This window comes from Dyella kyungheensis, from assembly GCF_049913195.1.
In the GTDB taxonomy this organism is placed as follows: Bacteria; Pseudomonadota; Gammaproteobacteria; order Xanthomonadales; family Rhodanobacteraceae; genus Dyella; species Dyella kyungheensis.
Genome location: NZ_CP183983.1, coordinates 2,526,060 through 2,551,801, shown reverse-complemented (window position 1 = coordinate 2,551,801; position 25,742 = coordinate 2,526,060). Strand labels below are relative to the sequence as shown.

Annotated in this window: 10 protein-coding genes; 1 reads left to right on the top strand and 9 read right to left on the bottom strand. The window is 62.9% G+C overall.

Annotated elements, in window-relative coordinates:
* Nucleotides 1–450: 450 nt before the first annotated feature.
* The 7 genes from ACN9MB_RS11235 to gnd form a co-directional block, all read right to left on the bottom strand.
* Nucleotides 451–1,428 carry an Imm49 family immunity protein gene (locus ACN9MB_RS11235; protein WP_426268887.1) on the bottom strand — a complete coding sequence of 326 codons (978 nt, stop codon included), beginning with the start codon at nt 1,426–1,428 and terminating at the stop codon, nt 451–453.
* Between the two features lie 470 nt (nt 1,429–1,898).
* The gene (locus tag ACN9MB_RS11230; RefSeq protein ID WP_426268886.1) at nt 1,899–2,567 is read right to left on the bottom strand and encodes a transposase; all 669 of its coding nucleotides are present in this window, start codon (nt 2,565–2,567) and stop codon (nt 1,899–1,901) included.
* A gap of 344 nt (nt 2,568–2,911) precedes the next feature.
* The gene (locus ACN9MB_RS11225) at nt 2,912–3,187 is read right to left on the bottom strand and encodes a hypothetical protein (protein WP_426268885.1); all 276 of its coding nucleotides are present in this window, start codon (nt 3,185–3,187) and stop codon (nt 2,912–2,914) included.
* The gene (locus tag ACN9MB_RS11220) at nt 3,184–16,020 is read right to left on the bottom strand and encodes a hemagglutinin repeat-containing protein (RefSeq protein ID WP_426268884.1); all 12,837 of its coding nucleotides are present in this window, start codon (nt 16,018–16,020) and stop codon (nt 3,184–3,186) included. Before ACN9MB_RS11220 ends, ACN9MB_RS11225 begins: the two co-directional genes overlap by 4 nt.
* Nucleotides 16,021–16,081: 61 nt before the next feature.
* Nucleotides 16,082–17,767, bottom strand: coding sequence for a ShlB/FhaC/HecB family hemolysin secretion/activation protein (locus ACN9MB_RS11215; protein WP_426268883.1), 1,686 nt, complete (start codon nt 17,765–17,767; stop codon nt 16,082–16,084).
* Nucleotides 17,768–18,333: 566 nt separating this feature from the next.
* Nucleotides 18,334–19,080 carry a 2OG-Fe dioxygenase family protein gene (locus tag ACN9MB_RS11210; protein ID WP_426268882.1) on the bottom strand — a complete coding sequence of 249 codons (747 nt, stop codon included), beginning with the start codon at nt 19,078–19,080 and terminating at the stop codon, nt 18,334–18,336.
* 69 nt (nt 19,081–19,149) lie between these two features.
* The gene (gene gnd / locus ACN9MB_RS11205) at nt 19,150–20,055 is read right to left on the bottom strand and encodes a phosphogluconate dehydrogenase (NAD(+)-dependent, decarboxylating) (RefSeq protein ID WP_426268881.1); all 906 of its coding nucleotides are present in this window, start codon (nt 20,053–20,055) and stop codon (nt 19,150–19,152) included.
* A 164-nt stretch (nt 20,056–20,219) separates the two neighbouring features.
* Between gnd and ACN9MB_RS11200 the strand changes: the two genes are divergently transcribed.
* The gene (locus tag ACN9MB_RS11200; RefSeq protein WP_426268880.1) at nt 20,220–21,818 is read left to right on the top strand and encodes a DHA2 family efflux MFS transporter permease subunit; all 1,599 of its coding nucleotides are present in this window, start codon (nt 20,220–20,222) and stop codon (nt 21,816–21,818) included.
* 7 nt (nt 21,819–21,825) lie between these two features.
* Here ACN9MB_RS11200 and ACN9MB_RS11195 read toward each other — a convergent pair whose 3' ends face one another.
* Together ACN9MB_RS11195 and ligD are read right to left on the bottom strand one after the other, a co-directional pair.
* Nucleotides 21,826–22,290 carry a hypothetical protein gene (locus ACN9MB_RS11195; protein WP_426268879.1) on the bottom strand — a complete coding sequence of 155 codons (465 nt, stop codon included), beginning with the start codon at nt 22,288–22,290 and terminating at the stop codon, nt 21,826–21,828.
* A 131-nt stretch (nt 22,291–22,421) separates the two neighbouring features.
* Complete coding sequence (gene ligD / locus ACN9MB_RS11190; protein WP_426268878.1) at nt 22,422–24,959, bottom strand: DNA ligase D; 2,538 nt, start codon at nt 24,957–24,959, stop codon at nt 22,422–22,424.
* Between the last annotated feature and the right edge of the window lie 783 nt (nt 24,960–25,742).

Below are 25,742 nucleotides of genomic sequence, written 5' to 3'. Positions count from 1 at the left end.
TTGCTTCAGGTACAATCGAATGGCTGCGATTTCCTCATCGCCTACGCCAGCCGTAGCCATGAGTGACGGTCGTCATCATCGACAAAGAACGGCGCCACGATTCACGCCGCGCTGCGTGATGTGAAGGGGCACGAGGGGCAATTCCAGGCGCAGTCCGCGTGGCATACTGAATGTTCTTTGATGAGGGTCTGCGCATCCTTGCCGATTGGGTTGTGGGGCTAAATCGGAGCTTCGAATCTTTGGTTGCCTGAAAAAGGCTCGCTTCTTGGCGGTCCTTTAACTTCCTCCGGCCCTTTTCGGTACTTCTTAATCGCCCCCATTGCTTCGGACGTGATCTGTGGCATGTGGTACTACCGCTTAGGCTATATCAGTCTTCACCACGGTGGACAAAATGCGTCACCGCACTTGTAGTGTTGGAAGCAGAACTTTTCTAGCTCATCTATTGATCATCTATGCAATTGGCATATTGATATCGAAGGCCTGCATGAAGGCATAGGGTTCGTCGTAGTGCGGCAGTGATGAGACGGGTAGCCATGCCGAAGGTATCCACGGGGTATCGACGTTCAATTGATAGCCGTGCCGCCACGCGATCTTGGCGTAGATCACTGCCTCGACAACGATGAACCAACCGGTATAGCCCTCGTGCTCATTGCGCCACGCGACGGCTTTGGGGGTCACTAATTCGGCGAGCGCAGATTCCATTGAATCGATGTCACCTCTTGCCAGAGCAAGATAAAAGCGATTGTCTGGCGCAAAGCGCTCCATGCGCTTAGGTGCGTCAGCCAGAAAACGCTCGCTGCGTTCACCAAGCTTGTCCCACTCACCACGCAGCGCCAGTTTGGATTGGTAAGTTTCGAACTCGAACGTGCCGCCTTTGCTGGCTCGCTTGACATCAATCGCGTCGAAGTTGGCAAACCATTCAACGAGCTGAGAATGATCGGATAGCAAGGGCCAGAGCATGGCATTTCGTTCTGCGAGCGCGCCCCAGATTCCACGATTGGGTGCCTTTTGATAAAGAATACGATCAAGTTTTCCAGCGACATACGCCTGCTTCTTGCATTGAGCCAAGTTGTGGTCGGAAAACCAAGCAACTAAGGCTGACGTCATGGCCAGCCTTCTCAGGCCTCCTTTGCAAGCTTCAGGATCACCGGTGTTGTTTTTGATGTGTGCCAAACAGAGGGCCTCGTTATCCTGGTGACTCTCCAAATGAGAACCGACATGCGTAAGACCTTTTTCAACGCTTAGTGCGTGCTGGGAAGTAAGTGACATGACTACCGCTTCCTTATTCACCAAAAAGGGGCCGAAGGTCGTTAATTCGAGCCCATTGACGTTAGTCTCCGGCGACTCGCGCACGTGGCGGACGACCAGATGGTCTAGTGTGGGCAACGTGGCCGAGCGTCTTTTCAACCATTGACTGAAATCGTTCATCGCCCCATGCACGGCCTTGCTTCAGGTGCAATCGAATGGCTGCGATTTCCTCGTCTCTTACGCCAGCGCGTAGCCATGAGTGACGGTCGTCATCATCGACAAAAACGACGCCACGATTCACGCCGCGCTGGGTGATGTGAAGGGGCACGAGGAGCAATTCCAGGGGCAGTCCGCGTGGCATGATGAATGTTCTTTGATGAGGGTCTGCGCATACTTGCCGATTGGGTTGTGGGGCTAAATCGGAGCTTCGAATCTTTGGTTGCCTGAAAAAGGCTCGCTTCTTGGCGGTCCTTTAACTACCTCCGGCCCCTTTTCGCTAGCTCGCCAAGCTATCAGCACAACCAAACACCCGCTCTCAACGGACGCTGGAGCTTAGTTGCACGGCTTTAGAGTTGCGAGGATTTGATGGGCACGTCCTAGAAAAGCGGCTGGAAAAGGGGCCGGGGGTCGTTAATTCGAGCCCGTTGACGTTAGTCTCCGACGACTCTCGCACGTGACGGACGACCAGATGGCCTCGTGTAGGCAACCTGGCCGAGCGTCTTTTCAACCATTGACTGAAATCGTTGATCGCCCCACGCACGGCCTTGCTTCAGGTGTAATCGAATGGCAGCGATTTCCTCGTCGCTTACGCCAGCGCGTAGCCATGAGCGATATGTGCGAGCGCGCTCCTGCGGATCTGGAGCCATGGAGAGGAATGTTTCATGGGGAGTGACGAGCTGATCGACGCGCAGCTCTAGATTCGCATGAACGCTAGACCATCGGTGGTGCTCGGGTGATTGAACTATGGCCGCGCGTACCGGGTTGAGTTCAATGTAACGATAAACCGTCAGAAGATATTGGTCGGTATTCACCAGGCAAGACTTGAAACGGCCTTCCCAGAGTGTGCCGGTGCGGCGATGCCTTCGGTTGAAGAAGGGCACATAGTTTTGCCCCAGCTGCCACATCGCTTCTGACAGCTCTCCTGCTCGTTTGGCGCTGGCCAGGAGATGAACATGATTCCCCATGAGGACATACGCATGGACGGCGATTTCATGATCACGCGCGCTTTCCGCAAGTAGCATTAGATAGTGCTGACGGTCGTCATCATCGACGAAAACGGCGCCAAGATTCACGCCGCGCTGGATGATGTGAAGGGGCACGAGGGCAATTCCAGGCGCAGTCCGCGTGGCATGCTGAATGTTCTTTGATGAGGGTCTGCACATCCTTGCCGATTGGGTTGCGGGGTTAAATCGGAGCTTTGAATCTTTAGTTGCCTGAAAAAGGCTCGCTTCTTGGTGGTCCTTTAACTACCTCCGGCCCCTTTTCGGGAGCCCCTTTTCGGGCCGGCAACGTGGCTTCGCGGCCCGCGAAAGTGAACCTGGTACCGTTCTTGCGAGTGGTCCTTTAACTACCTCCGGCCCCCTTTTTTGGCGCCTCAATTAAAGGGGTTACGGCCCAATTCACGACCTCTTGTGAAGCCTCGACTGGCCGCCGGTCAAAGCGGCTATCGCCGCCTATATTTTTCGATCTCTTGCTCTTGCTCAGGCGTATTTTTTTCGTCCCCAAACAATTCAAAAAGTTCACTTGATCCTACATCGGGAAGTAGCATGGATAGTCTTTCATAGGCAGGGAGATCAATCGCGCTCCATTCAAATAAGGCGGCCAAGTAGCCACGCCATAAGAGAGCGGCCTCATTCTCCCCATGACGCCATTCAAGCTGGCGTAAAATACGATTTCTCAGCTCTTCCTCAGTTGGCTTGCCGCAAAATTCAGAAATCATGGTTTCACCCTCGGTACGTAAATCGATCCTTCGGACGTTATTACTGTAATGCTTTGAATTTTCTTACCAGACTGATTGTCTCTCCCATAGGCACGTTCTACGCCACGCTGGGCGATGTCGCCAGTCATACCCGGTTGATTTCGCGCATCAATAATGATGTTGCCGGACTGACCTCGTGCGTCCATGGCCGTGCTGGAAATCGCCTTCGATAGACCATCTGATGTCTGATTTGCTACATCCGTCATCGTCTTCAATTCGTACGGCTGACCGTTGATGAGAAAATCTGCTGTGCGTCCAGTGCTTGGCGGAATAACTTCAACTGTGCGGCCGCCTGCCACCATCTCACCGATGAATCCTTGCTCTGCCGCTGTGAGGCCTTCAACTGAACCAATTAGCTTACCTCCCTGGGCCGCCCCCGTTATTGCTCCTTGACCCGGAATCGCCCCCGCAATCGCCATTGCCGCCGATGTCGGGTCGTTGTCATGGATAGCCACGGCAAGTTGCCCAAAGGGCCCCAACGCGCCGGCCTCCAACATCGGGTAGAGCATATTCAGACGCTGATATTCGTAAAGCTCGGCGTCGGTCAGCGTCTGTCCACTTCGTACTTCCTGTTCCAACACCATCCGCCGGCCTTCGCGGCGCAGGCTGTTGGCCATATCCTGATAGCCATCGAAGTTGACTTGGCTGCCATCCTGCGCAGTATTGTGATCCGCGCCAGTGATGCCGGATGCCAGATCACTTAAGAAGCCGTTCCATTGCTTATGGAATTCGCCATCGTAGTACTGCCCATTGATGGTCGGGTCCGCACGTTCGGCGGCCGTGGCGGTGAAGTAGCCGGCCTGTTGCGCCCACGCGGGCGTATTGTCGGCCAGCCATTGCTGAACATCGGCGTGATCTTGGACATACCTATCGCCCATCTTCTTGAGGCCGTCGCTACTTGTGGCACCGAGATTTTCTGTCCAGCCGTCATCCACTTGACGCAACGCCTGCGCCATCAACAGTGTCTCTGCATCGCGCACGCTAACGCCCGGATGTTCCTCTGCGTATTGGGCGGCCAATCCGCCGGTAATTAACTTGATTTCATTGGGGTGCAGCTGTCGGTTAAAACTGTCGCCGGCCAGAGCGGTGCTGGCCCCGGCGCCGCCCGCTACGCCGCCGATGGCCGCGCTGCCCAACTGCATCATGCTGTTGTAGCTAGCGGAGCCTTCTTCATAGCCGTGAGCAATAAGGTAGTCGTGCATGGCGCCACTGGCTCTTTCGCTCCCAGCCGCTCCCGCTGCGCCACCCAAGACATCCCCATTACCCAGTGCCGCTGTCGCGGCACCCACCACGCCATGCAGAATGGTCTTGTTCGTGCCGCCCGCATCCCAGGTGGCCATGCGCGCTTGCGCATCGGCCTCAGCGGCCGTGTCACCTCGTTTGCGCGCCGCGACCAAGTCACTGGCGGCGTCCGTGTACATCTTGTCGGCGATGGTGCCGGCGGTACGCATGCCGACATAACTTGCCACTTGCCCCATTTCCTGCCGCTCTTGCACCTTCTGCTGATCGAAGATGGGCTTGAGGCCGGGTGCGGCGAGATCCGGGTTGCGATCCAGCGCCGCAAGATCGGCATTGCCATCGCGCACGGTGATGGTGCCGTTGGCAATACCGGCCTTGGTGGTGCTATGGCTGCTATCGCCTTGGGGAATGCCAACGGTCGGCGCGATGCCGATGGGCCCGCTCGCCTTGTTGTTGCCGCCACCGATGCCGATATTGCTGGCGCTGTATTTCGCCTGATTCGCGATGTCACTGTACGTGAGCGAGCCAGTATCAAGCCGGTTCTTGGACGCATCGGCCGTGCTGGCGATCACACCGCCGTTGAGCGCGGTGTTGCCTCCCACATGGATGTTGTAGCCACCCTCGCCAGCCCCGATGCCGCTGACGGTGGTGACGCTCTTGTACTGGCTGTTGGTTTTGCCCTGGCTGAAGTTGGCGCTGCCGCCGTAGCCATAGACGAAGGTGCCGCCGGCCTGGGTTTGCGTGTTGGCAAAATCGTTGGTGTCTTGTTGGCTGGTGATGGCGAGGCTGCCACCGATATCGGCCAGTACGGTTTTGCCGGTGGCTTGAGCGCCTTCGAGGGTGGTGTCGCCACCGCTGCTCAGGCTGAGCGTATTGGCTGCATCGACGTTCGTTGTCGCGTGCGTGGTGCCGTTACCGTGGGCGTCGCCCTTGCCGGCGCTGGCGCTCACGTACCAGCCGGTTTGACTGCCGATGCTGAAGCCCACTTCGCCGCTGCCGTTCTTGTTGCGGCTGTTGAGCGTGTGGTCTTCGTCCTGGCTCGTGAGGTGGATGGCGTTGGAGGCGGCCAGTGCCACATTGTCACCGCTGATCTGGCTGCCGATAACGTTGAGGTCACCGTCGGTGGCGGCGATGATCACGTTGCCGTTGCTACGAATGGCGCTGCCGTACGCGGTGTCATCGTGCGAGGTGGTGTTGCTGCTGGCACTGCTGGCACCGATGCCGATACGCAACGAGGCGCCGCCGGTGCTATCGGTGCCGTTCGCTATGTTCTTGGCGCCTTCGTAGGTGTCGTAGGCGCCGTAGCCGGCTTGCGCGGCATAAAGCGCCTTCAGGCGATCATCCTTGACCTCGTTGCCGCGCTTGGCGCTCTGGTAAGTCCCCATGGCGGCGCTGGCGACGCCGCCGGAGAGGCCCGCCTTGATGCCCAGGCTGCTTTGCTTTTGGGTTTGCGTGATGTCGGTGCTGCCCACGGCGGCATCGATGGTGACATTCTTGCCGGCCAGCGTGGTGCCGGTGTTGCTGAGCACGGTAGCATCGGTGAGGTGCAAGGCGTTGCCGGCCACCAGGGTGACGCTGCCGTCCGTGCTGCCGATGAGGCTGCCTTCGGGCGTGCTCTGGCTGATGCTGTTGGTTTGCGCGGTCTTGGTTTTGCCATACATCACGCTGCCGCCGCTTTCTTGCAGACCGGTCTTTTTCTTGGTCTGCGACTGGCTGGCTTCGTAGGTGTTGGTGGCCACGCCGACGGTGAGGTTGTTGCCGGCAGCGATGGTCACGTCGTGTGTCGCGCCGATCTGTGCGGCGTCCAAGGTCATGTCACGGCCGGCCACCAACGAGACACGGTCGCCGGTGAGCGTGGTGCTCACCGCATCGGTGGACGCCTCATGCACGGTGGTCGTAGTGGTCTTCTTGCGGGTGAGCAGCTGCGAGGGCACGCCGGCCAGTACCGCGCCGCGATCGGCGCTGTTGATCTTGGCACCCTTGGACGTGGTGGTGCTGTCGTAGGTGTGCGTGTCGCTGGCGGTGTCCAAGATCATGTCGCGACCGGCAACGACTACGGCAGCGCCGTCGTTGGCGCTGATCTGGGCGGAGGTGGCGTGCACATCCTGGCCAGCCAGCATGACCACGCCTTGACCATTGATGGTGGTGCCTAGCACGGCAGTGTCCGTGCTTTCGGTGTGAGTGCTGGACTTGGCCTTGCTCCAGAAGCCGGACTTCTTGGAGGTGCTGTCGTAGACCTCCGTGTGGCTGGCTTCACCCACGGTCAGGTTGATATCGCGGCCAGCGCCCATGTGCACGGCGCCGTCGCCGCCGTCGATTTGCGCGGCCTTGGCGTTGATGTCGCGGCCGGCGACCATGGCGACCCCGCTGCCAGCTTGCAGCGTGGTGCCCACATCGACGGCGTCGGTGGTTTCGCTATGCGTGGTGGTTTTGACTTTGCCTTTCTTGGTGTAGCTGTCGGTGGTTTCGGTGCGGCTGCTTTGCGCGGTGGCGAGGGTGATGTCACCCGCAGCGGCCAAGCCAATGGCGCCATCGGCTTTGACGTTCGCTGCAGTCAAACTGACATCACGTCCGGCCTGCATGGACACATCGCCGCCGCTAGTGAAGCTGCTGCCGCGCACGGTGTCTTCCGTCACCTCAGTGCTCGACCAGTTCTTGCCTTGCTTGGTGTAGCTGGTCGATGCCACATGATCGGTGACGGTGTCGCTGATGATGTCTTGACCCGCTTTGACGGCGATGCCGGTGCCGCCGCTCACGGTGGCGGCGGTGAAGTGGGCGTCGCGACCGGCTTCCACATAGGCCACTTTGCCGGCACTGATGGTGCTTTGATCGAAGACTGCGTCGCGGCCGGCGATGACGACGGCGTTGCCGGCGCTGGTGAGGCTGCCGGGGGCGGCGTGAGAGGTGTTGCCGGCCACGGCGGCGTTTTGCACGTAGTCGCGGCCGGCGACGATGAGGCCATCGCCGGCACTGATGATCTTGCCTTGGTTGACGACGTCTTGGGCAGCCACGATTTGCACGCCGCCGGTGCCGGCGACGACGGTGCCGCCATGGGCCGCCATACCATTGAGCACGGGCGCATTGATCACACTGCCGCCGGCGGCGATGCCGATGGCGTTGCCGCTTAGCGTGCCTGCGTTGATCGTGTCGCCGCGCGTGGCGATGGCCAACTGCTGGCCGCCGTTGATGGTGCCGCGATTGATTAGCGTGTCGGCGCTGAGACGGGTGCTCTGCGTGCCGCTGATGGTGCCGTCGTTGCGCAGGGTGCCACTGGCCTTCACGTCCACGTTGTCACCGGCGATCAGCGCGCCGTCGGAGCGCAGCTGGTCGGCGGTGTTCTTGGAGAGATACACCACCGGCACCAGCACGTGCTCGCCGTTGACCACTTGATCGACCAGCCACACGATGTCCGAGGAGAGCGCGCCAATTTGTTCGGTGGTGAGTGGGGCGCCCAATTGCAAACCTAAGCGCGCGGCCTCGTTGGCGGCGCTATCCATCAGCGCGATGTACTGTGACAAGCCGTCGCTGCCATTGATGGTGCGGCGGCCCGTCAGCTGCAGCAGCTGATCGAGCACCAGATTTTGTTCGTAGTAGCCATCACCCAGGCGCTTATGAATATTGCCGGGGTCATCGCCGAGTGCGCGCAGCAGATAGTCGGAGCTGGTCACCGGGCCTTTGGCGAAGCGCGGTGCTGTGTTCACCAGGAACGGCGCGCTGGGGTCGCCATTTTGGCTGTATTTGCCGCTGGACGGCGGAACGTAGCCGGGCAGGGGAGCGCTGGCGCTGCCGATGGTTTGTGCGTTGGCCGCGTCGGCCTTGCCGCCGCCGTGCACCACCTGACCCTGGACGGGACCGACGGCGTTGCCGTTGCTCGCCGACTGGCCTTGCGCGGCGTTGGCACCGTGAGCGCCATCAATCGTGCGCCCCTGTGCTTGCGCGCTCGCGTCGGCCGCTTTGACCGCATCAGCTTGCGCGCCGGTCGTGGCGTCGGTGCGGTTGGCATCGACACTGCGCGCGCTGCCGGTGTCGTGCGTGCTGGGTCCGCTGAGGGCGCCCGGGTCCAGTTTGATGAGGCCGCCGGCGGCGGCGACGGCGGTATTGGTGATGTCATGGCCGCTGATGGATACGTTGCGACCGCTGATAGTGGCGCCAGCCAGCATGGGGCCGGTTTGGGTCACCGTATCGGTGCTCAAGTGGGCAGGGAAGACGACCGGCGTGTCTTTCCAGCCATTGCTGCTTAGATACTTGGCCGGGACGGGATTGATGATGATCGCGTCGGTATCGCGCCGCACGGTGTACTGGCCGGCGACGGCGATGTTGTCGATGCGAGCATCGGGTGTGCCGTCATAGGCCATGCCGCTGATGCTCAGATCGCCCGTGGAGGCGATGGTGGACGCCACATTGCTGAGGTGCGTGCCCAGATCGATAGACAGATCGCCCCCGCTGAGGATTTGGCTTTGGGCACTCTCGCGCGTGATGCGCGTGCCGGTAAGGTAGGAGTCGGTTTGCTTGAGCTCGACGCCGGGATTGCCGCCGGCACCCACCACCAGATAGCCGCCGCGTTGGCCGTACTTTTGGATGGCGATCTGGTTATAGGTGGCGTTGAGGGTAGCCAGGTCCGCATCGGAGACGTGCTCCACGCGCGACCAGCCGGTGCGGTAGAGGTAACCCAATAGCTCGCTGATCTGCGCCGTGGTGCGGTTTTCCGTGGCGAACAACTGCGTCATGCGCTGTTGTTCGGCCGCGCTCAGTGCGTTGTCGTAGGCGCGATCCGAACTGAGCGCAAATTGCTCATTGGCGCTCAGCGTGTATTGCTCCGTCTCGATAAAGCGGCGACGGTTGCTGATGAGGTCGGCCGCAATGCTGGCGTCGCCCTCGGCCTGAATCCGGCCAGAGACATTATCCAATGTGGCAAGGCGTGTGCCGTCGCTGCGGCCGGCGATGCTCAAATCGCCGCCGCTGTAGATCTCGCCATCGAGGTTGGCCAAGTGTTGACCGATACGCAGATCGAGGTACCGCGAGGCGCCGATGAAGCCTTCGCCATAGGCGATGGCGGCATCAGTCGTACCCAGGTCGCGGCCGTTGGTCAGGGTGTCGGCGTTGATTCGCAACGCATCACCGACGATGCCTTGATTGCTGGTATTGGTGATGTTGGCGGCAGTGAGGTTAAGCGTGTCGCCCTCAATGGACGCCCCGGTCTGGTTGTCGATCAGTCCGGCGGCAGTGAGGCGGGCCTCGGCCGTGCCAATGCCGTTGCTGGCGTTGATGGTGCCCTGGTTAATCAGGTTAGCGGCACTGACGTTGAGGATCCCCTGCGTTTGCAGCGAGCCCTGATTGGTCAGCGTGCCGTCGGCGGCGAGTGACAGCGTGCCATCGCTTTGCAATTGCTGGCCGGCGAGAAGGGTGTAATCGCCTAAAAAGTGGGCGTCCAACAGATCGGTGCCATGCAGCGTGCCGATGCCATTCAGCGCGATCAGCGTGGCATGCAGGCTGTTGGCGCCGATATCGCCGCGCTCGTTATTGAGTACCGGCGTGCTCAGCCACAGTGTGTCGGCTTGCACGCGGCCGTCGGTGTTGGTGAGTGAGGCGAATGCCAACGCCGCCGTGCCGCCCGCGCCGAATTTGCCACCACTGTTATCCAGCACCGCAGCGCCGTTCCGAAAACTCAGATCAGCCGCGGCATACACCGTGCCGCCCGCATTGCTGAGCGTGCTGAGCGCATCGAGGTTGAGGTTGCGTTGGGCTACCAGGGTGCCGTCGGCGCCGTTGTTGAGGGCGGTGGTGGTGATCAGCAGATCGCCGCCGCGATTGCCAAGGGTGCCGCTGCGGTTGTCGATGTTGGTGGCGGCGTTGATCTGCAAGGCTGCGTTCGGCGCAGCGCTGTTGCCGGCTAGGATTTGGCCGCTGACGTTGTTGATCGCGTTGGCAGCGATCGACGCGGCCTGGGTGGCGTCGATGCTGCCGCCGCTGTTGTCGAGCACGCCTTGCGCACGAAGGGCTAGGGCGCCGTTGGTCTGCAACACGCCGCCGTCGCGGTTGAACACATCGCCCTCGGAGCTGAGGGTCAAGTCATGCCGCGCAAAGGTGGTGCCGTCGCCGTTGTCGACGTTGCCCGCATGGATGGTGGCGCTGCCTTCGGCGCCGATCAGGCCGCCTGCCGTGTTGCTCAGCGTCTGACTCAGATCGAGCGCGAGCGCGCCGCTGTCGCCGCGTTGCACCAGCTGGCCACCGATGTTGTCCAGCGTGCTGCCGGTGACTTGCACCGTGCCGGTGCCGTCGAGCATGCCACCCGCATTGATCAGTGTGCCGCCGGTCACGGACAGGGCGTCGCGTGCCTGCACTTGGCCACGGGTATTGTCCAGCGTAGTGACCGCGAGCGTGACGCCTTGGCCGTAGAGACCGGTCACCGATGCGGAGGCATTGCTCATCACCGTGTCGCGGTTGAGCAGGTTTTGTGCCTGCAAGTTGAGATCGCCGCTGGTGATGATCGCGCCTGCAGTGTTGTCCAGGGTGTTGCCGACATGGGCGGCGATGGCCTGCTGGGCCTGGAAAGTGCCGCTGCGATTGCTCAGATCGGCGGCGGTGATCGCCACGGCGCCATTGCCTTGCACGCTGCCGCGATCGTTGGTGAGCTGGCCATCCACAGTGACGTTGAACGTATCGGTGCTGGCCGCCTGCAAGCTGCCGTCGGTATTGTCGAGCGTGCCGGCGTGCAGCATGGTGGCGCCGGCCGTGGAGAGCGTGCCGCCGGTGTTGTCGAACAAGCCGCCCACCTGCAGCGACGATGCAGCGGGGCCTGCGCCGATCAGCTGGCCAATGCGATTGAGCAGCGCGCCCGTATCGAGCTGCAGGGCGCCGTTGCTGACCACCTTGCCGCCGCTGTTGTCGAAGCTGCGGCTGGCGGTCAGTTGCAAGGGATCGCTGCTCAGCGCCTGCAGCGTGCCGTCGGCGGTGCTCAGTGTGCCGGTGTCGATGCGGATGCGCTGCGCCTGAGTGGCGCCGCCGCTCAGGTCGGTGCTGTCGCCGGTAAGCGTGAGGTTGCCATTGCTGGCGATGGTGCCGCCGCGACCGTTCAAGGTGGTGGCGTGGATCGTGGCTTCGCCGAGGCCGGCGTGATTGATCTTGCCGTCGGTGTTGTCGAGCGTGGCGGCGGTCAGCGTTAGATCGCCGTCGCTGGCGATGATGCCTTGAGCGCTGTTGTCGAGCAGGCCATCGACGGCTAGGGTCAGCGCGGAACTGCCCGCCGTTTGCAGCCTGCCGTGCTGGTTGATCAGATCGCCCGCCTGCACGGAGGTCGCGCCCATGGCCGCCAGCGTGCCGCGCGTGTTGTCGAAGCGTTGCGCAATGTTGAGCGTGCTGTGGTTCGTGCCGGCGGCGCTGAGGGTGCCGTCGATATTGCTCAGCGTCTGCGCGGACAATTGCAGCGCGCCGTTGGTGGCGACGCCGCCGGCGCTATTGTCGAAGGTGCGACGCGCGGCCAGTTGCAGAGGGCCGCTGCCGAGGGCGATCAGGCTGCCGCCGGCGGTGCTCAGATCGCCGGTGTCGATGCGGATGGTTTGCGCCTGGGTGGTGCCGCCGCTGAGGTCGGTGCTGTCACCGGTGACCGTCATCGTGTCGTTACTGACCAAGGTGCCGCCACGGCCGTGCAAGTCCACGGCATCGATGGTCAATGCGCCGCTGCCGGCGTGCTGGATGGTGCCTTGGGTGTTGTCGAGCGTGGTAGCCGATACGCTGAGGTCGCCGTCGCTGGCGATCACGCCGTGCTGGCTGTTGTCGAGCAGGCCATCTGCATGCAGCGTCAATGGCGCACCCGCTGCCTGCAGCGTGCCGCCTTGATTGATCAGCTCGCCGGCCTGCACGGTGGTGGCGCCCATCGCCGCGAGCATGCCGCGGGCGTTGTCGAATCGTTGGGTAATATTGAACGTGCTGGCGTTGCTGCCGGCGGCGCTGAGCGTGCCGCTGGTGTTGTTCAACGATTGCGCGGTCAGTTGCAGGGCGCCATTGGTGGCCACCGTGCCGCCGGTGTTGTCGAAGGCGCCACGCACGGAGAGTCGGAGGGGGTCGCCGCCGAGCGCGAGCAGCGAGCCGCTTGCGGTAATCAGCGAGTCGGCATCGACGCTGATGCGCCACGCCTGCGTGGTGGCGCCGCCCAGGTCTAGGGTGTCGCCGCTCAGCGCCAGATTGCCGTTGCTGATCAATGTGCCGCCATGGCCTTTGAAGGTGGCTGCGTTGATGATCAGGCTGCCGTCACCCATCTGCTGAATGGTGCCTAGCGTGTTGTCGAGCGTGGCGGCGTTGAGGGTGAGGTCGTGATCGCTGCTGATCACGCCGTGCTGGCTGTTGTCGAGCAGACCCTCGGCGGTGAGGGTCAGCGGAGCGCCCACGGTTTGCAGCGTGCCGCCCCGGTTGATCAGCTCACCCGCTTGCACGGTGGTAGCGCCCATCGCCGCCAGTGTGCCGCGGTTGTTGTTCAGGCGCTGCGCGATGGTGAAGCTGCTGGCGTTGGCGCCGGCGGCAGTCAGTGTGCCCTCGGTGTTGTTCAAGGACTGTGCGGTCACTTGCAGCGCGCCGTTGCTGGCGATGGTGCCGCCGGTGTTGTCCAAAGCGCCGCGCGCGCTGAGGGTCAAAGAATCGCTGCCCAGCGCGAGCAGGCTGCCGCCCGCGGTGCTGAGGCTGAGGGTGTTGATGCGGATGCGCTGGGCTTGGGTGACGCCGCCGCTGAGGTCGGTGGCGTCGCCGCTGATGGTGAGGCTGCCGTTGCTGGCCAGCGTGCCGCCGTGGCCGCGCAACGTCGCGGCGTCGATGCGCAAGCTGCCGCCTTGCTGCGAGGCGGCGCTCGTTCCGGTTTGGGAGATCGAGCCCTTGCTGTTGTCGAGCGTGGCGGCGCCGATGGCGAGGTCGCCATCGCTGGTGATCGCGCCTTGCTGGCTGTTGTCGAGCAGGCCATCGGCATGCAGCGTCAAGACGGCGCCGGCCACCTGGAGGGTGCCGCCTTGATTGAGCAGCGACCCGGCCTGCACATGGGTGGCGCCCATGCTCACCAGCGTGCCGCCAGTGTTGGTGAAGGTGCCGGCGATGCGCAGCTGGTTGTCGTTGGCGCTGGCGGTGCTCAGCATGCCGCGCGTGTTGTCCAGTGCGCCGGCCTGGATATTCAATGCGCCATTGCTCAGCACGGTGCCGCCGGCATTGTTCCAGCGGTCGCTGGCGAGCACCGACAGAGCGTCTTTGCCGACGGCTTTCAATGTGCCACCGGCGGTATAGAGCGAGCCGGTATCGATGCTGATGGCGTTGGCGTAGGTGGTGCCGTAGCTTAAGTCCGTGTTGCGACCGCTGAGCGCCAGCGTGCCGTTGCTGGCGAGCGTGCCGCCCGTGCCGTTCAACGTGGTGGCTGAGATAGCGAGCGTGCCGTTGCCCGCTTGTTGAATGGTGCCGCCGGCATTGCCCAGGGCGGCGGTGGTGATCACCAGATCGCCATTGCTTGCGATGACGCCTTGATCGCCGTTGTCCAGCGAGTCCTTCACGGTGAGTGTGTTGGCGGCGTTACCCGAGCTGCTGATGACGCCGCCGCGATTATCCAGCGTGCTCGCGTTGAGCGACAGTTGCGTGGCGCTGAGGGTCGCGCCGCGATGGTCGATCGCGTTGGCGGTGAGCGTGGCCGCGCCTGCGGTCACCACGGTGCCGTCGCTGCCGCGCCAATCGCCGGTGCTCAGCGTCAGGCCGTTGCTGCCGGCATGGTTGATCGTGCCGTGCTCGTTGATCAGCGTGACGCTATTGAGCGTGAACTGCGTGGCGTTGGTGGCCAGTAGGCCCGCGGTATTGTCGAGTGTGCCGGCCACGCTCAAGTTCATCGGCGCACTATCGGCCAGGGTCAGCGTGCCGCTGCGGTTGGACAGACTTTGCGTGTCCATCGCCGCCGCGCTGGCGAACGTCAACTGGCCGGCATCGTTGTTGATCTGGTTGGCGTGAACGGTGGAGGCGCCATCGATCGACAACGAACCGCCCCGGTTGCTCAGGTTGCCGCCGGTGAGCGTGAGCTGGCGCAGTTTCAGTTGGCCGCCGTCGTTGCTGAGGCCGCTGCTGCTGGCCAGATCGAAGCCCGCCGCGGCGCTGATGCGGCCGCTGTCGTTATCGAGCAGGCCGGTGATGTGTAGCACGCCGTCGGCGAGTGGGGCGATAGGAACACCGCCGCCGCTTGTCGAGCCATCGCTGCCGCCGTTGGCGTCGCCGCCGCTGTTGTTGCCGCCTTGGCCGCCGGTCGAGCCATCGCTCGGCGTGCCGGTTGAACCGCCGGTATCGGGCTCGTTGGCGCCGATGCGACCACCGTTGCGATTGGAGAGCGCGCCGGTCTGCAGCGTCATGCCTTGCGAGCCGGTCTGCGCGATGCTGCCGCCCGCGTTGCGCAGCGAGGCGGCGTCCACTGCGATGCGCATCGCGTTCAAGTCGCCGTGGCTGTTGTCGACATCGGCCGATGTGTTGAGCGTGAGTTCGCGCCGGGCACTGATGGTGCCGCTATTGCTGATGCCGCCGTCGGCGGCGACTTGCGTGTTGGCTTGCGATTGCAGGTTGCCGCTGTTTTCCAGGCGGCCGTCCAGGGTAACGACCAAGTCGCCCGAGGATGCACCGATGCTGCCGGCGTTGCGCGCGCCGACGCCGTCCTCGGTGCCCAACAGGACGATCTTATTGGCGTACATGCCGCCCAGGGCGCTTACGTCCAGCGCGAGCATGGGCTTGTCGCCGGTGCCGGCGATGGCATTGACCTGCGATGCGTCTGCGTTGACCTGGTTGCTGCCGGTGGTCACTTGCAACTGCGGCGACCAGAGGCCGCCGTTCACCTGCACGGCGCGCGTGATGATGTCTGTGTAATCGGCGCGGCTGGCATCCAGGCCATGGGCGCCGATCTGAATGGCACCGCCGGTGACGCGATAGCCGTCCAGACTGCCGCCACTAAGCACCGGCGTGCCGGTGGTCAGGGTGAAACGCGTGGCGTTGATCACGCCGCAGCCATCGCAGCTGATGCCCGCCGGGTTGGCCACGATCACCTGCGCGCGGTCGCCGGCCACTTCGATATAGCCATTGAGCGCGCTGGGATTGGAGCCGGTGACTTCGTTGAGGATGACCTTGGCCGTGCCCGTCGCCAGCCACGGATTGCCGGCCACCGTACCGGCCAGCTGCGTGGTGGTGTTGGTGCGCGAGTTGTTGAGCACCACGCCGTTTTGATCGACGTTGAAATCGCTATAGGTATTGCGGCTCACGCCTGCTTTGCTGGGCGTGGTGATGTTGACCAGTGGTGCGGCGCCCGGCGAGCCGAGCACGGTGGGGCGCTGATTCCCCGGCGCATTGGGGTCGGTGGTGATCTGACCGGCCGTGGCCACCGAAGCCAGACCGATCCAGCCGAAGGCCACCCACAAACTCAAGCTTACCGGCCGCACCGTGGCGATATTCGCCGCACCCTCACACTGCGACGCCCCATGACCCGGACGGCGAACCAGCTCCGATACGACCTGAAACAGGCCAAGGGCGTGGTTGAAGACGATGCGGTAGAGGTGCTTGTTCACGAGTGACTTCCTTGTAAAGGGATGTGGCAAACGGGCAAAAAAAAGAGAGGTCAGCGACTGATCAGAGCGACCAGCTGAGGCTGAAACCGGTAGTGGGATTGGCGGTGGGATAGCCGTGCGGCTTGCTGATCGGTGCGCCGACGAAGACGTCCCAGGCAAAGCCGCGCCAGCCACCGCGCAGGCCCAGCGCTACGCCAGCCAGGGTCTGGCCGAGTTCCCACTCGGTGGGCGGCCCGCCCACGTGGCCCACATCGGCGCCCAGGTACAGCTCCTGACCGCCACCCACCATCCAGCCGAGGTCATTGCGGACCAGCCAGCCGCGATTGCCGGTGAGCTGCAGTTCGCCGTCGAAGCCGCGCACGGTGTAGCGGCCGCCGATGGCAAAGCGATCCTGCGGAACGAGCGGCGTCTGGTTCCATTGCGCGCGCCAGCTGGCGATGTAACGGAAGCGCTGATTGCCCCATTGAAACGGTGCAGTGAGGGTGGCGTCGGCGGTGACGACTTCCGAGCGCGAGGTGCCTTCGCCGTACATTTCCTCGGGCGCATGCAGCGCGTTGAATGCACCGGTGCCTCGGCGATAAGCGGCATCGGCTTCCAGCGTGGCCGTGCCGATGAATTGCTTATAGGTAAAGCCCGCTTCCCAGCCAGCCTGACGACGACGCTGCACCAGCACTTCGGTATCGTCGATGAAGTTGTTGGAGTCCCGCTCCCAGGCGCGTGCATACGCGCCTAACTTCAGCGTGGCGTCGCGATAGAGCAGGCGACTGAGGCGGACATCCGCGTTGTGGCTCGTGCCGCTGTACACATAATCCTGCGCGTAACCGGCCACAGCCTGGTGATAGGCGTAACTGCTGGCGGTGGCGCCGAGCAGCCAATAGCCGTAGGGCACCTCGTAGTGCAGCGTGTAACTGCGCGTGCCTTTGCGATCGCCGTCGAGCGCGTCCTGGCCCAGGTTGGCGTAGAACAGGTCGTTCCAGGTGAGCAAGTTGTCCAGCGACAGCGTGGTGCCGCCTTGCACTTTGCCGGTGCCTTGGCTGCCCGCATCGTCCAGCGTGAGGGCCAGGCGCATAGGCGACGATTGCTTCCACACGATCAGCAGATCGCTTTCGCCCGGTGCGCCATCGCCATCGGCGGGCACGATCTTGATGTCGGCATCGGCGGTGGGCACGCGCTTGAAGTTTTCCAGCGCCTGCTCGATATCGCGCAGATTGAGCAAGTCGCCGGGACGGGCGGGCAGGGCGTCGCGCCATGAAACCGCGCGGGCGTCCACGCCGGGGGCGAAGCGGATGGCGCGGATGCGGCCGGGAATGACGGTCAGCGCCAGCACGCCGGTCTTGAGGTCTTGCTGTTTGGCGACCACGCGCGTGGTGACGAAGCCGCGCGCGATGACCGCGTTCTGTACGCGCTTCATCACCACGTTGATGCCCTGCGTGCCAAGGCAGCGGCCGACGACCGGGTCGCGCGGCGCGTTGGCCGCTGCCACGGCCCAGGTAAAGGCGCGAGCGTCATCACCCTCCAGTCGGATGGAGTGAATGGGAAAGCACGGCGTTTCGTCGGCGGGGAGGCGATCGGCCTGTGCTTCCACCGGTGCCGGCAGACGCACGTCGGGAGTGTTCTGTTGCTGCTCGCGCAGGGCGCGCTCGCGTTCCTGCTGGCGCAGGATTTCTTGCGCCGCCGGATCGGCCGACTGAGCCATCGCGGCGGCCATCGGCAGACAGGCGCTTGCCCACATCAGTCGACTGAACATCTTTCTTGCCTGAGTCACTTGCACACCTTCCCGCGCGAACACGCGCAGGCCGCGACAGATGTCGCGACCACGACTGGTTGAAATCAATGCGCCGAGGGAGGTCCGGCAAGCGTCAAGCCCTTGCGCCTTCCCGCGTACGACGCCATCCGCATTTCGGTTCTGCCGAATCGGGCGGTGAGAAACCGATGCGCAGAATGGCTGGGAAAGCCTAGGGATTGGCGCGCAAGCTGCCTATCGGACGGGTCTTAAGCGGAGTCGCGCACTGAGCGCTTCCCGGCGGCGGCAAGCCTGCGGTGTCGGCGACCTGCAAGCGTGCAACAGTGCGGCCGAGATGTAAGTGGATGGCCGTGCGAGCGCTTATGGTGCGGACGGGTCTACGTCTGCGCGTGGAATAGGGCGGGCGATGTCGGCGCTGCCATTTCGCGTGGTTCTGTTCCGCGCCTTCGTCAGGACGTAGCAGTGACGCACCTCTGAGTGGCTCAGAAGACGACCTTCAAGGAGGACTTTTCCGACCCGTCAAGGCAACGCATGCGCCGGCGCGGGAGTCCGCGATGGGTTGTCCGAGCTCAGTCGTTCAGTACGGGCGCGGCCCTGAACGTCACCACCAGCACATCGCGAAACGCGGGCTCGTCGGCCACCAACGGCAGCACCGGCGTGACGCCGTGGAGCACGCTGGGATCGTGGATGAGTGCGGCATCCAGCGGATGAGTGAGGGTGAAGTCGCCCAGCAGCCGGCCGTCCGGCGCGTGGATGGTGGTGGTGCCGCTGGCGATGTTGCTGCGATTCACGAGCAACACCAGCACGTAGTCGACACCATCGCGATGGCTGCCTTCCGGTGTCGGTTCGCCGGCAGCGCTTGCGGTGGCTTCGATGCGGAACTGATGCACTTCGATGTGCCAGCGCGCGACCGCGGGCGCTAGCGATCCGAAGAACGTATGGCAGAAGTCGAGAATGCTGCGCAACGTCGTGCCGTGCACGACGGCTTCGGTGATGGGCTCGAACCAGCGCTCGATGTCGCCCTGCAACGCGTTGTACTGCAGCGATTGGAAATGCGGCTGATGAGGCTCCGCCGTGACGGCACCGTGCGCAGCGGCCGAGAACGTGGCATGACGCCTGCGGCGAGCCCGCCCCTTGGCGGCCAGGTACTGATCGGGCGCCAGCTGGTTCCAGCTCTCGGCAAAGTCGCTCCAGTCCGACAACCCGCCGGACGAGGCCAGCAACGGACGCATCGTGTCGGCGGGTGCAAAAGCGAATCCATCGAGCCGCATTTCGTTGAGCAGCGGCGAAGCAGGCAGTTCGGCGAGATTGTGCATGCGTGCATGATAGGCGATCTTGGCCTCGCTCCGCTGAGACTGTTCGGCCGGCCTGCACCCTGGCGTGGTTTATTCCTTCTTGATCGGGTGTCCGCCAAATTCATTGCGCATGGCTGACAGCAACTTGTCGGAGAAGGAATCCTTGTCGCGCGAGCGCAAACGCTCGATCAACGACTGCGTGATGACCGGTGCCGGCACATTGAGTTCGATCGCTTCGTCGACCGTCCATCGGCCTTCGCCGGAATCGGCGACGTAGGGCGCTATGCCGGACATGTCGGGATTCTTCTTCAAGGCATCGGCGGTGAGATCGAGCAGCCACGAGCGGACCACGCTGCCGTAGCGCCAGATCTCGGCTACCTGCTGCAGGTCGATGGCGAACTCGGTCTTGTGGCGCAGGATGGAGAAGCCTTCGGCGTACGCCTGCATCATTCCGTACTCGATGCCGTTGTGAACCATCTTGGCGAAATGGCCCGCACCCGCCGGGCCCACGCGCGCCCAGCCGCGATCCTTGGCTGGCGCCAGCGATTCGAAGATCGGGCGCATGCGTTCGACCGCTGCCTCATCGCCGCCGATCATCAGGCTGTAGCCTTCCTCCAGGCCCCAGATGCCGCCGCTGGTGCCGCTGTCGATATAGGCGATGTCGCGCTCTGCAAAGCGTGCCGCGCGGCGCATGCTGTCCTTGTAGAACGAATTGCCGCCGTCGATGATCGTATCGCTCGCCTGAAGCAACGGCAGCAGCGCATCGAGGCTGGCGTCAGTCGCTGCACCTGCCGGTACCATCAGCCACAGCGTGCGCGGCGAGGGCAGGGCGGCGACGAGTGCGGTCAAAGAATCCGCCGATTGAGCGCCCTTGTTCTGCAGGTCGTTCCTCGCGGCGGCCTGGGGATCGAACCCCACGACCTGGTGCCCGTCCTTCATCAGACGCTGAGCCATGTTGGCCCCCATCCTGCCCAAGCCGATCATGCCGAGTTTCATGGTGCTTCCTTCAAGGGAGTGGAGTGGCAACGCAGGGTTGCAAGCGTGCATGGTGACTGCCGGACAGGCAAGTTCCCGTGAGAGAAAAGCAAACAGGGCGCGCACGGTCCCTTGGCTGCAAAGCGATGTAAGCTCTTGCGAATTCTGCTTCCGCGACAGGTGCCATGAGCCAGATCGGGATGCCTCCCTGCGATAGCGGCGTGATCTTGAGCGCTGCGACAGCGCAATCGTGCGCCGCCAGGTCGCAGCGCTGGATTCTTCTGGCCGCCATCCTCGGCACCAGCATGGCCTTCATCGACGGCACGGTGGTCAACGTGGCCTTGCCGGCGATCGAACGGGAAATGGTGGCCAGCACGGCCGATGCGCAGTGGGTGATGGAATCCTATGCGTTGTTCCTCGCGTCCCTGCTGTTGGTCGGCGGCGTGCTGGGCGATCGCTTCGGCCGCCGTCGCATCTTCATGATCGGCACGGCCTTGTTTACGCTCGCCTCGGTCGCCTGCGCCTGTTCCACCACGGTGCTGCCGCTGATCATCGCCCGCGCCGCGCAAGGCGTCGGCGCGGCATTGCTGGTGCCCGGCAGCCTGGCGCTGATCAGCGCCAATTTCGCGGCCACGCAGCGTGGTGCGGCGATCGGCACCTGGTCCGCCTGCAGCGGCATCACGGCGGCCATTGGACCGGTGATCGGCGGTTTCCTGGTCGACCACTACTCGTGGATTTGGGCTTTCCTGGTCAATGCGCCGGTGGGCCTCGTGCTGCTGTGGATATGCGCCAGGAAAGTGCCGGAAAGCCGTGGACGGGTCGGCCGCCAGATCGACGTGAGAGGCGCAAGCCTGGTCACGCTGGGTCTCGCTGGCGTGGTGTATGCGCTTATCGAGGCGCCGTCGCGAGGCTGGTCGGCGGGCGAAGTATGGATGGCGGCTGCGATGGGCGTGCTGGGCTTGCTGCTGTTCGTGCGCGAAGAAGCGCGCAGCGCCGGGCCGATGTTGCCATTGACCTTGTTCCACGAACGCAATTTCGCGGGCGCCAACGTGCTGACCTTGCTGCTCTATGCCGCGCTGGGAGGCAGCCTGTTCTTCCTGCCGTTGAACCTGATCCAGGTGCAGGGCTATGGCGCCACCGAAGCGGGCGCGGCACTGTTGCCGTTCATCGCCATCATGTTCGCGCTGTCTCGTTGGGCAGGCGGCCTGGTCGACCGGTTTGGTTCGCGCCTGCCGCTGATCGTGGGGCCGTTGATCGCGGCGGTGGGCTTCGCGCTGTTTGCGTGGCCATCCGTCGGCGGCAGCTACTGGACAGCGTTCTTTCCAGCGATCTGCATCCTCGGACTGGGCATGAGCATCACGGTGGCGCCATTGACCACCACGGTGATGAACGCCGTCGGCGAAGAGCGGGCTGGGACGGCGTCGGGCGTGAACAACGCCGTCTCCCGCACCGGGCCGCTGCTGGCGATTGCCTTGTTCGGCATGCTGTTGACCTTGAGTTTCAACCAGTCGCTGTCGCTTCGGCTAGCCGATGTGCACGCGCCGCCGGCATTGGTCGCATCACTGCTTGCGCAACGCGAGAAGCTGGCCGGCATCGTGGTGCCCTCTGGTTATCCCGCGGAGTTGAGGGGCGCGGTGCGGCAGGCCATCGAGCTGTCCTTCGTCGATGGCTTTCGGCGAGTGATGTGGTTGTCGGCGATGCTGGCCTTGCTCAGCGGCGTGAGCGCAGCGATCCTGATTCGAGGCAAGCCGGCATCGCATGCGGTGAATGAGCTGGAGCGGTGAGATCCCTTCAAACGAGGGCCGGACAGCCATAGTCCTTCTCATCGTCGCGTCGATGCGCATCGCGCAGTTGCCGCAGCGCGATGCTCAGGCCAATGCGATAGCCACTACCGATATTGCCGTTGATGATCACCGTGGCCACCGGGGCCCGGTGAACGCCGTCGTGTTCCAGTTCCGCGCCAAAAACGTCATGGACTTCGATGTACGGCGCATCCAGGCGGTCGAGTGCATCGACCAGGCCGGCCTCGGGGTGCTCGCGTGCTTGCCATGCCAACTCGCCGGGATCGAGCAGGACGAATTCGGCGCTATCGGCCCTGGCGGCGCACACCTCGCCGACCAGGCCCGGAAGATTGCCGCAGCCCCTGAGTTCCAGCCTGTGCCCCGCGGCATCGGCCTGCTGTTGGAGTTGCCGCTGCAATTCCTGCGGCAGGGAACAGCCGGAAGTGTGCGGCCCATGAACGATCACTATGCTCACGCGTCATGCCCATCATCGCCCGTTGGAGCGGATGCGACATGCTGCTTCCATTCGCCGTAAAAGTGCTGCAGGGAAATGGCGTGGCGGCGTAAATTTTCTGGCAGAGACATGGAGTGGCGGGCAGGTATCCGCTACTTTGCCGACAGCGCCTTCTTCACCGCCTTCAGGCTTTGCTTGATCTTGTCGATCCCTTCCCAGGGATCCGCGCGTTGCCGCTTCAGTCGGGCAAGAGCGGAGCGCATATCGAACTGCGACGCGCTTTTCAAGCGACCGAGTTCGCTCCATCGCAACGGCATCGCCACCGGCGCGCCGGGCCGGCCGCGCAGCGAGTACGAAGCCACCGCAGTGGCGCCCCGTCCGTTGCGCAGGTAATCCACATAAATCCTGCCCGCGCGTTTTGCCTTGGAGCTGACCGACACGAACTCCAGCGGGTACATGGACTCCAGCACTTCGGCAAAGCTGCGCGCGAACTCCTTCGCCTCGTCCCACGGTGCAGCCGGCTTCAACGGAACCACCACGTGCAGGCCTTTGCCGCCGGTGGCGCGAAGAAAGCTCTGCAAACCCAGCTGTTCCAGCAGCTTGTACATAAGGCGCGCTGCTGCCTTTACCCGGGTCCATTCGACATCGGGGCCGGGATCGAGGTCGAATACCACGCGATCCGCGCAGTCGGGCTTGTCGACATGCGCGCCCCATGGATGAAACTCGATCGCGTTGTACTGGACCAGCTCGATGATGGAGTCCGCATCTACCGGATAGAGGTAAACGGCCGATGCGCCGGTCTCTTCCTTCAATCGGGCGGAGCCCACGTGTTTCAGGCCGCCAGCAGGGATGTGCTTCTGAAAGAAACTCGGCTTATTGATGCCGCCGGGCCAACGTATGACGGACATCGGCCGGTCGATGACGCCCGGCAGGAACCATTTCATCACGGCCGTGTAATAGTCCACGATGTCCTGCTTGGTAATGCCTTCACCGGGATAGACGACGCGCTCTGGATGGGTGATGGTGATCGGCGCAGGCGCACTCGATTTGCCACGGCGCGACTTGCCGGCTTCGGCGGGTTTCCTGGCGCGATCGCCGCGACGCAAATCGTTGGGCGTCTTGTCCGGCCGCATGGCCTTGAGGCTGGGTTGCCGCAGCAGCCCTTGGTTGCCGATGCCGCGATAAAACACTTCGGCGACGGCCGTGGGCGCAATCCAATGCGCATCGCGCGGCGCTTCACCCGCGTGCTTGATGCTCGGTGTGCGCGAACCTGCGCGCGCCAGTGAACGGGTGAGTTCGCGCAGCATGTCGTCGCTGAAGCCCGAACCGACCCGGCCGACATAACTCCACTCGCCGCCGGGCGCCGGCCTGGCCAGCAACAGCGAGCCAAATCCCTTTCGCGATCCCTTGGCGTCGGTATAGCCCACCACCGCGAACTCGTCCGCTTCAAGGCGCTTCACCTTCACCCAGTCGTCGCCGCGGCCGCCGCGATAAGGCGAGTCCGCGCGTTTGCACATGATGCCCTCCAGTCGATGTGCGCTTGCGCTCTGGAAGGCTTCTTCGCCGCCGCCCACCACGTGACCGCTGTAGGCCAGCTGCTCCGGCGCCTGCCGAAGCAGGCGCTCTAGCGCTGCTTTGCGGTCGATCAGCGGTACGTGCGATAGATCGTATCCCTCGAGGTAGGGCATATCGAACAACATATAGAGCAGCGGCGTGGCGCTTTCGCCGGACAACGTCTGCTGCAGGGCATTGAAATCGGATTGGCCGTCGACAATGGAAATGAGTTCGCCATCCAGTTGAGCCGATTCGAGTCCCAGGGCTTCCACGGCCTGCTTGATCTCGGGAAGCTTGTCTGTCCATGGCAACGCGTTGCGCGACCAGAAGGTGACCTCGCCGCGGTTGATCGACGTGAGGATGCGGTAGCCATCCCACTTCACCTCGTTCAGCCAGTTGTCGCCCGTAGGAGGCGTCTCGCGCAGAGTGGCGAGCTCGGGTTTGAAGAAGCCGCTGGGCGCGGCTCGTTTCTTTGCGCCCTCGATCTTGGCGACCCAGGCCATCGATGGCGGGCGTCGTTTCTTCGCCGCGGGTGTCGTCTTGCGCTTCGTTCGCGTGAGCTTCTCCGCCACCTCCTTGGCGCCACCGCTTTTCCCTGCCGCTCGCCGAGTGCTGTCGACCATCCTGGCATCGAGCAGGTCGTCCGCCTCCAGTTTGGACGTATAGGCGTCCTCATCCTTGATCAGGAACCAGACGGGTTTCTTCTCCTGGCTGTGACCGCGCACCAGGTGCCAGCTTCCTTTCAACCGCTCGCCGAAAAGCTGGAACCGAAGATGGCCTTTCTCCAGTTGGGCCTCTGCATCGCCCGAAGTCGCCCACACACCCGTGTCGAACGTATCCACGTGCCCCGCGCCATAGCCATCCGGAATATCGCCTTGGAACGCCGCGTACGACACGGGGTGATCTTCCACCTCCACGGCAAGCCGCTTCACCTTGGGATCGTAACTTGGGCCCTTGGGGCACGCCCAACTCTTCAGCACATCGCCCACCTGCAGCCGGAAGTCGTAATGGCGACGACGCGCGTGATGAAGCTGCACCACGAAGAGTTCGCGCGCCACCTTGCCCGCGGATTTCTCCGGGCGAGGCTCCGGAGTCCGGTCGAATCTCCTCTTCTTGGCATATTCGCTTAACGACATGCCGGAACGATTGTCACGGACCAGGTGAATCGGCTGTCAACGTTGTGCTAACGGCACGCACGGGCAGCTCCTCCGACAGGCTGTTCGTCGGTGGACGCAATGCTACTTTTCACTGTCGACTTCATGGCGACAGGGCGTTCAGTGATTGCGCTTGCGGAATCACGTATTCGCGTGGTCGGCCCCTGGGATCGAATTTCGGAAGGAAGGTGAAGTGCTCGGTTGAAACAGTGCGATCGCGCTCTGCAAAAAAACGCATTCATTGCATGGATATATCGGTCTTCGCAAATGACACGTCATGCAAGCTGCCAGTCGAAATATATTGCGATCGAGCGCTCGTCTTCACAAGCCAGGTCACGCTTTTGTGGGATCGCAGTGCATCCACAATTATTTTTCAGAATGTGCCGACATAATTCACGGAGCTTTGACGACGTCCTCGGCAAACATAATCAAGTACGTTGCAGTGCCTTTAGCAAGACGGCATGCATCTTGGGGCTCCTGGTGAATGACTAGCACTGGCTTTCGCTTCTTGCGGACAGCCTATGGAGCCTTTTTGCGCATTATTTATAGCAAGTGTTCATGTCGTCTTAGGCGGTAGCTAAGGTCTGGAGGTAGTTGCCCGCCACGGATGGGAGAGGTGATGGATACTTACGACCTTTTGAGGCGGGCAGCGGATGCGGGCGTGTTTTTATCGCATCGGCAAGGTGGGCTTCATTTTAAGCTCACCTCAAGCGTATTTCCCGAGAATATAAAAAACGAGATTATTGCCAACAAGGCGGCACTGTT

Coding starts and splice junctions, on each gene's coding strand:
- ACN9MB_RS11235 (WP_426268887.1), bottom strand. CDS start 1,428: ATGAACGATTTCAGTCAATGGTTGAAAAGACGCTCGGCCACGTTGCCC.
- ACN9MB_RS11225 (WP_426268885.1), bottom strand. CDS start 3,187: ATGATTTCTGAATTTTGCGGCAAGCCAACTGAGGAAGAGCTGAGAAAT.
- ACN9MB_RS11215 (WP_426268883.1), bottom strand. CDS start 17,767: ATGTTCAGTCGACTGATGTGGGCAAGCGCCTGTCTGCCGATGGCCGCC.
- ACN9MB_RS11210 (WP_426268882.1), bottom strand. CDS start 19,080: ATGCACAATCTCGCCGAACTGCCTGCTTCGCCGCTGCTCAACGAAATG.
- gnd (WP_426268881.1), bottom strand. CDS start 20,055: ATGAAACTCGGCATGATCGGCTTGGGCAGGATGGGGGCCAACATGGCT.
- ACN9MB_RS11200 (WP_426268880.1), top strand. CDS start 20,220: ATGAGCCAGATCGGGATGCCTCCCTGCGATAGCGGCGTGATCTTGAGC.
- ligD (WP_426268878.1), bottom strand. CDS start 24,959: ATGTCGTTAAGCGAATATGCCAAGAAGAGGAGATTCGACCGGACTCCG.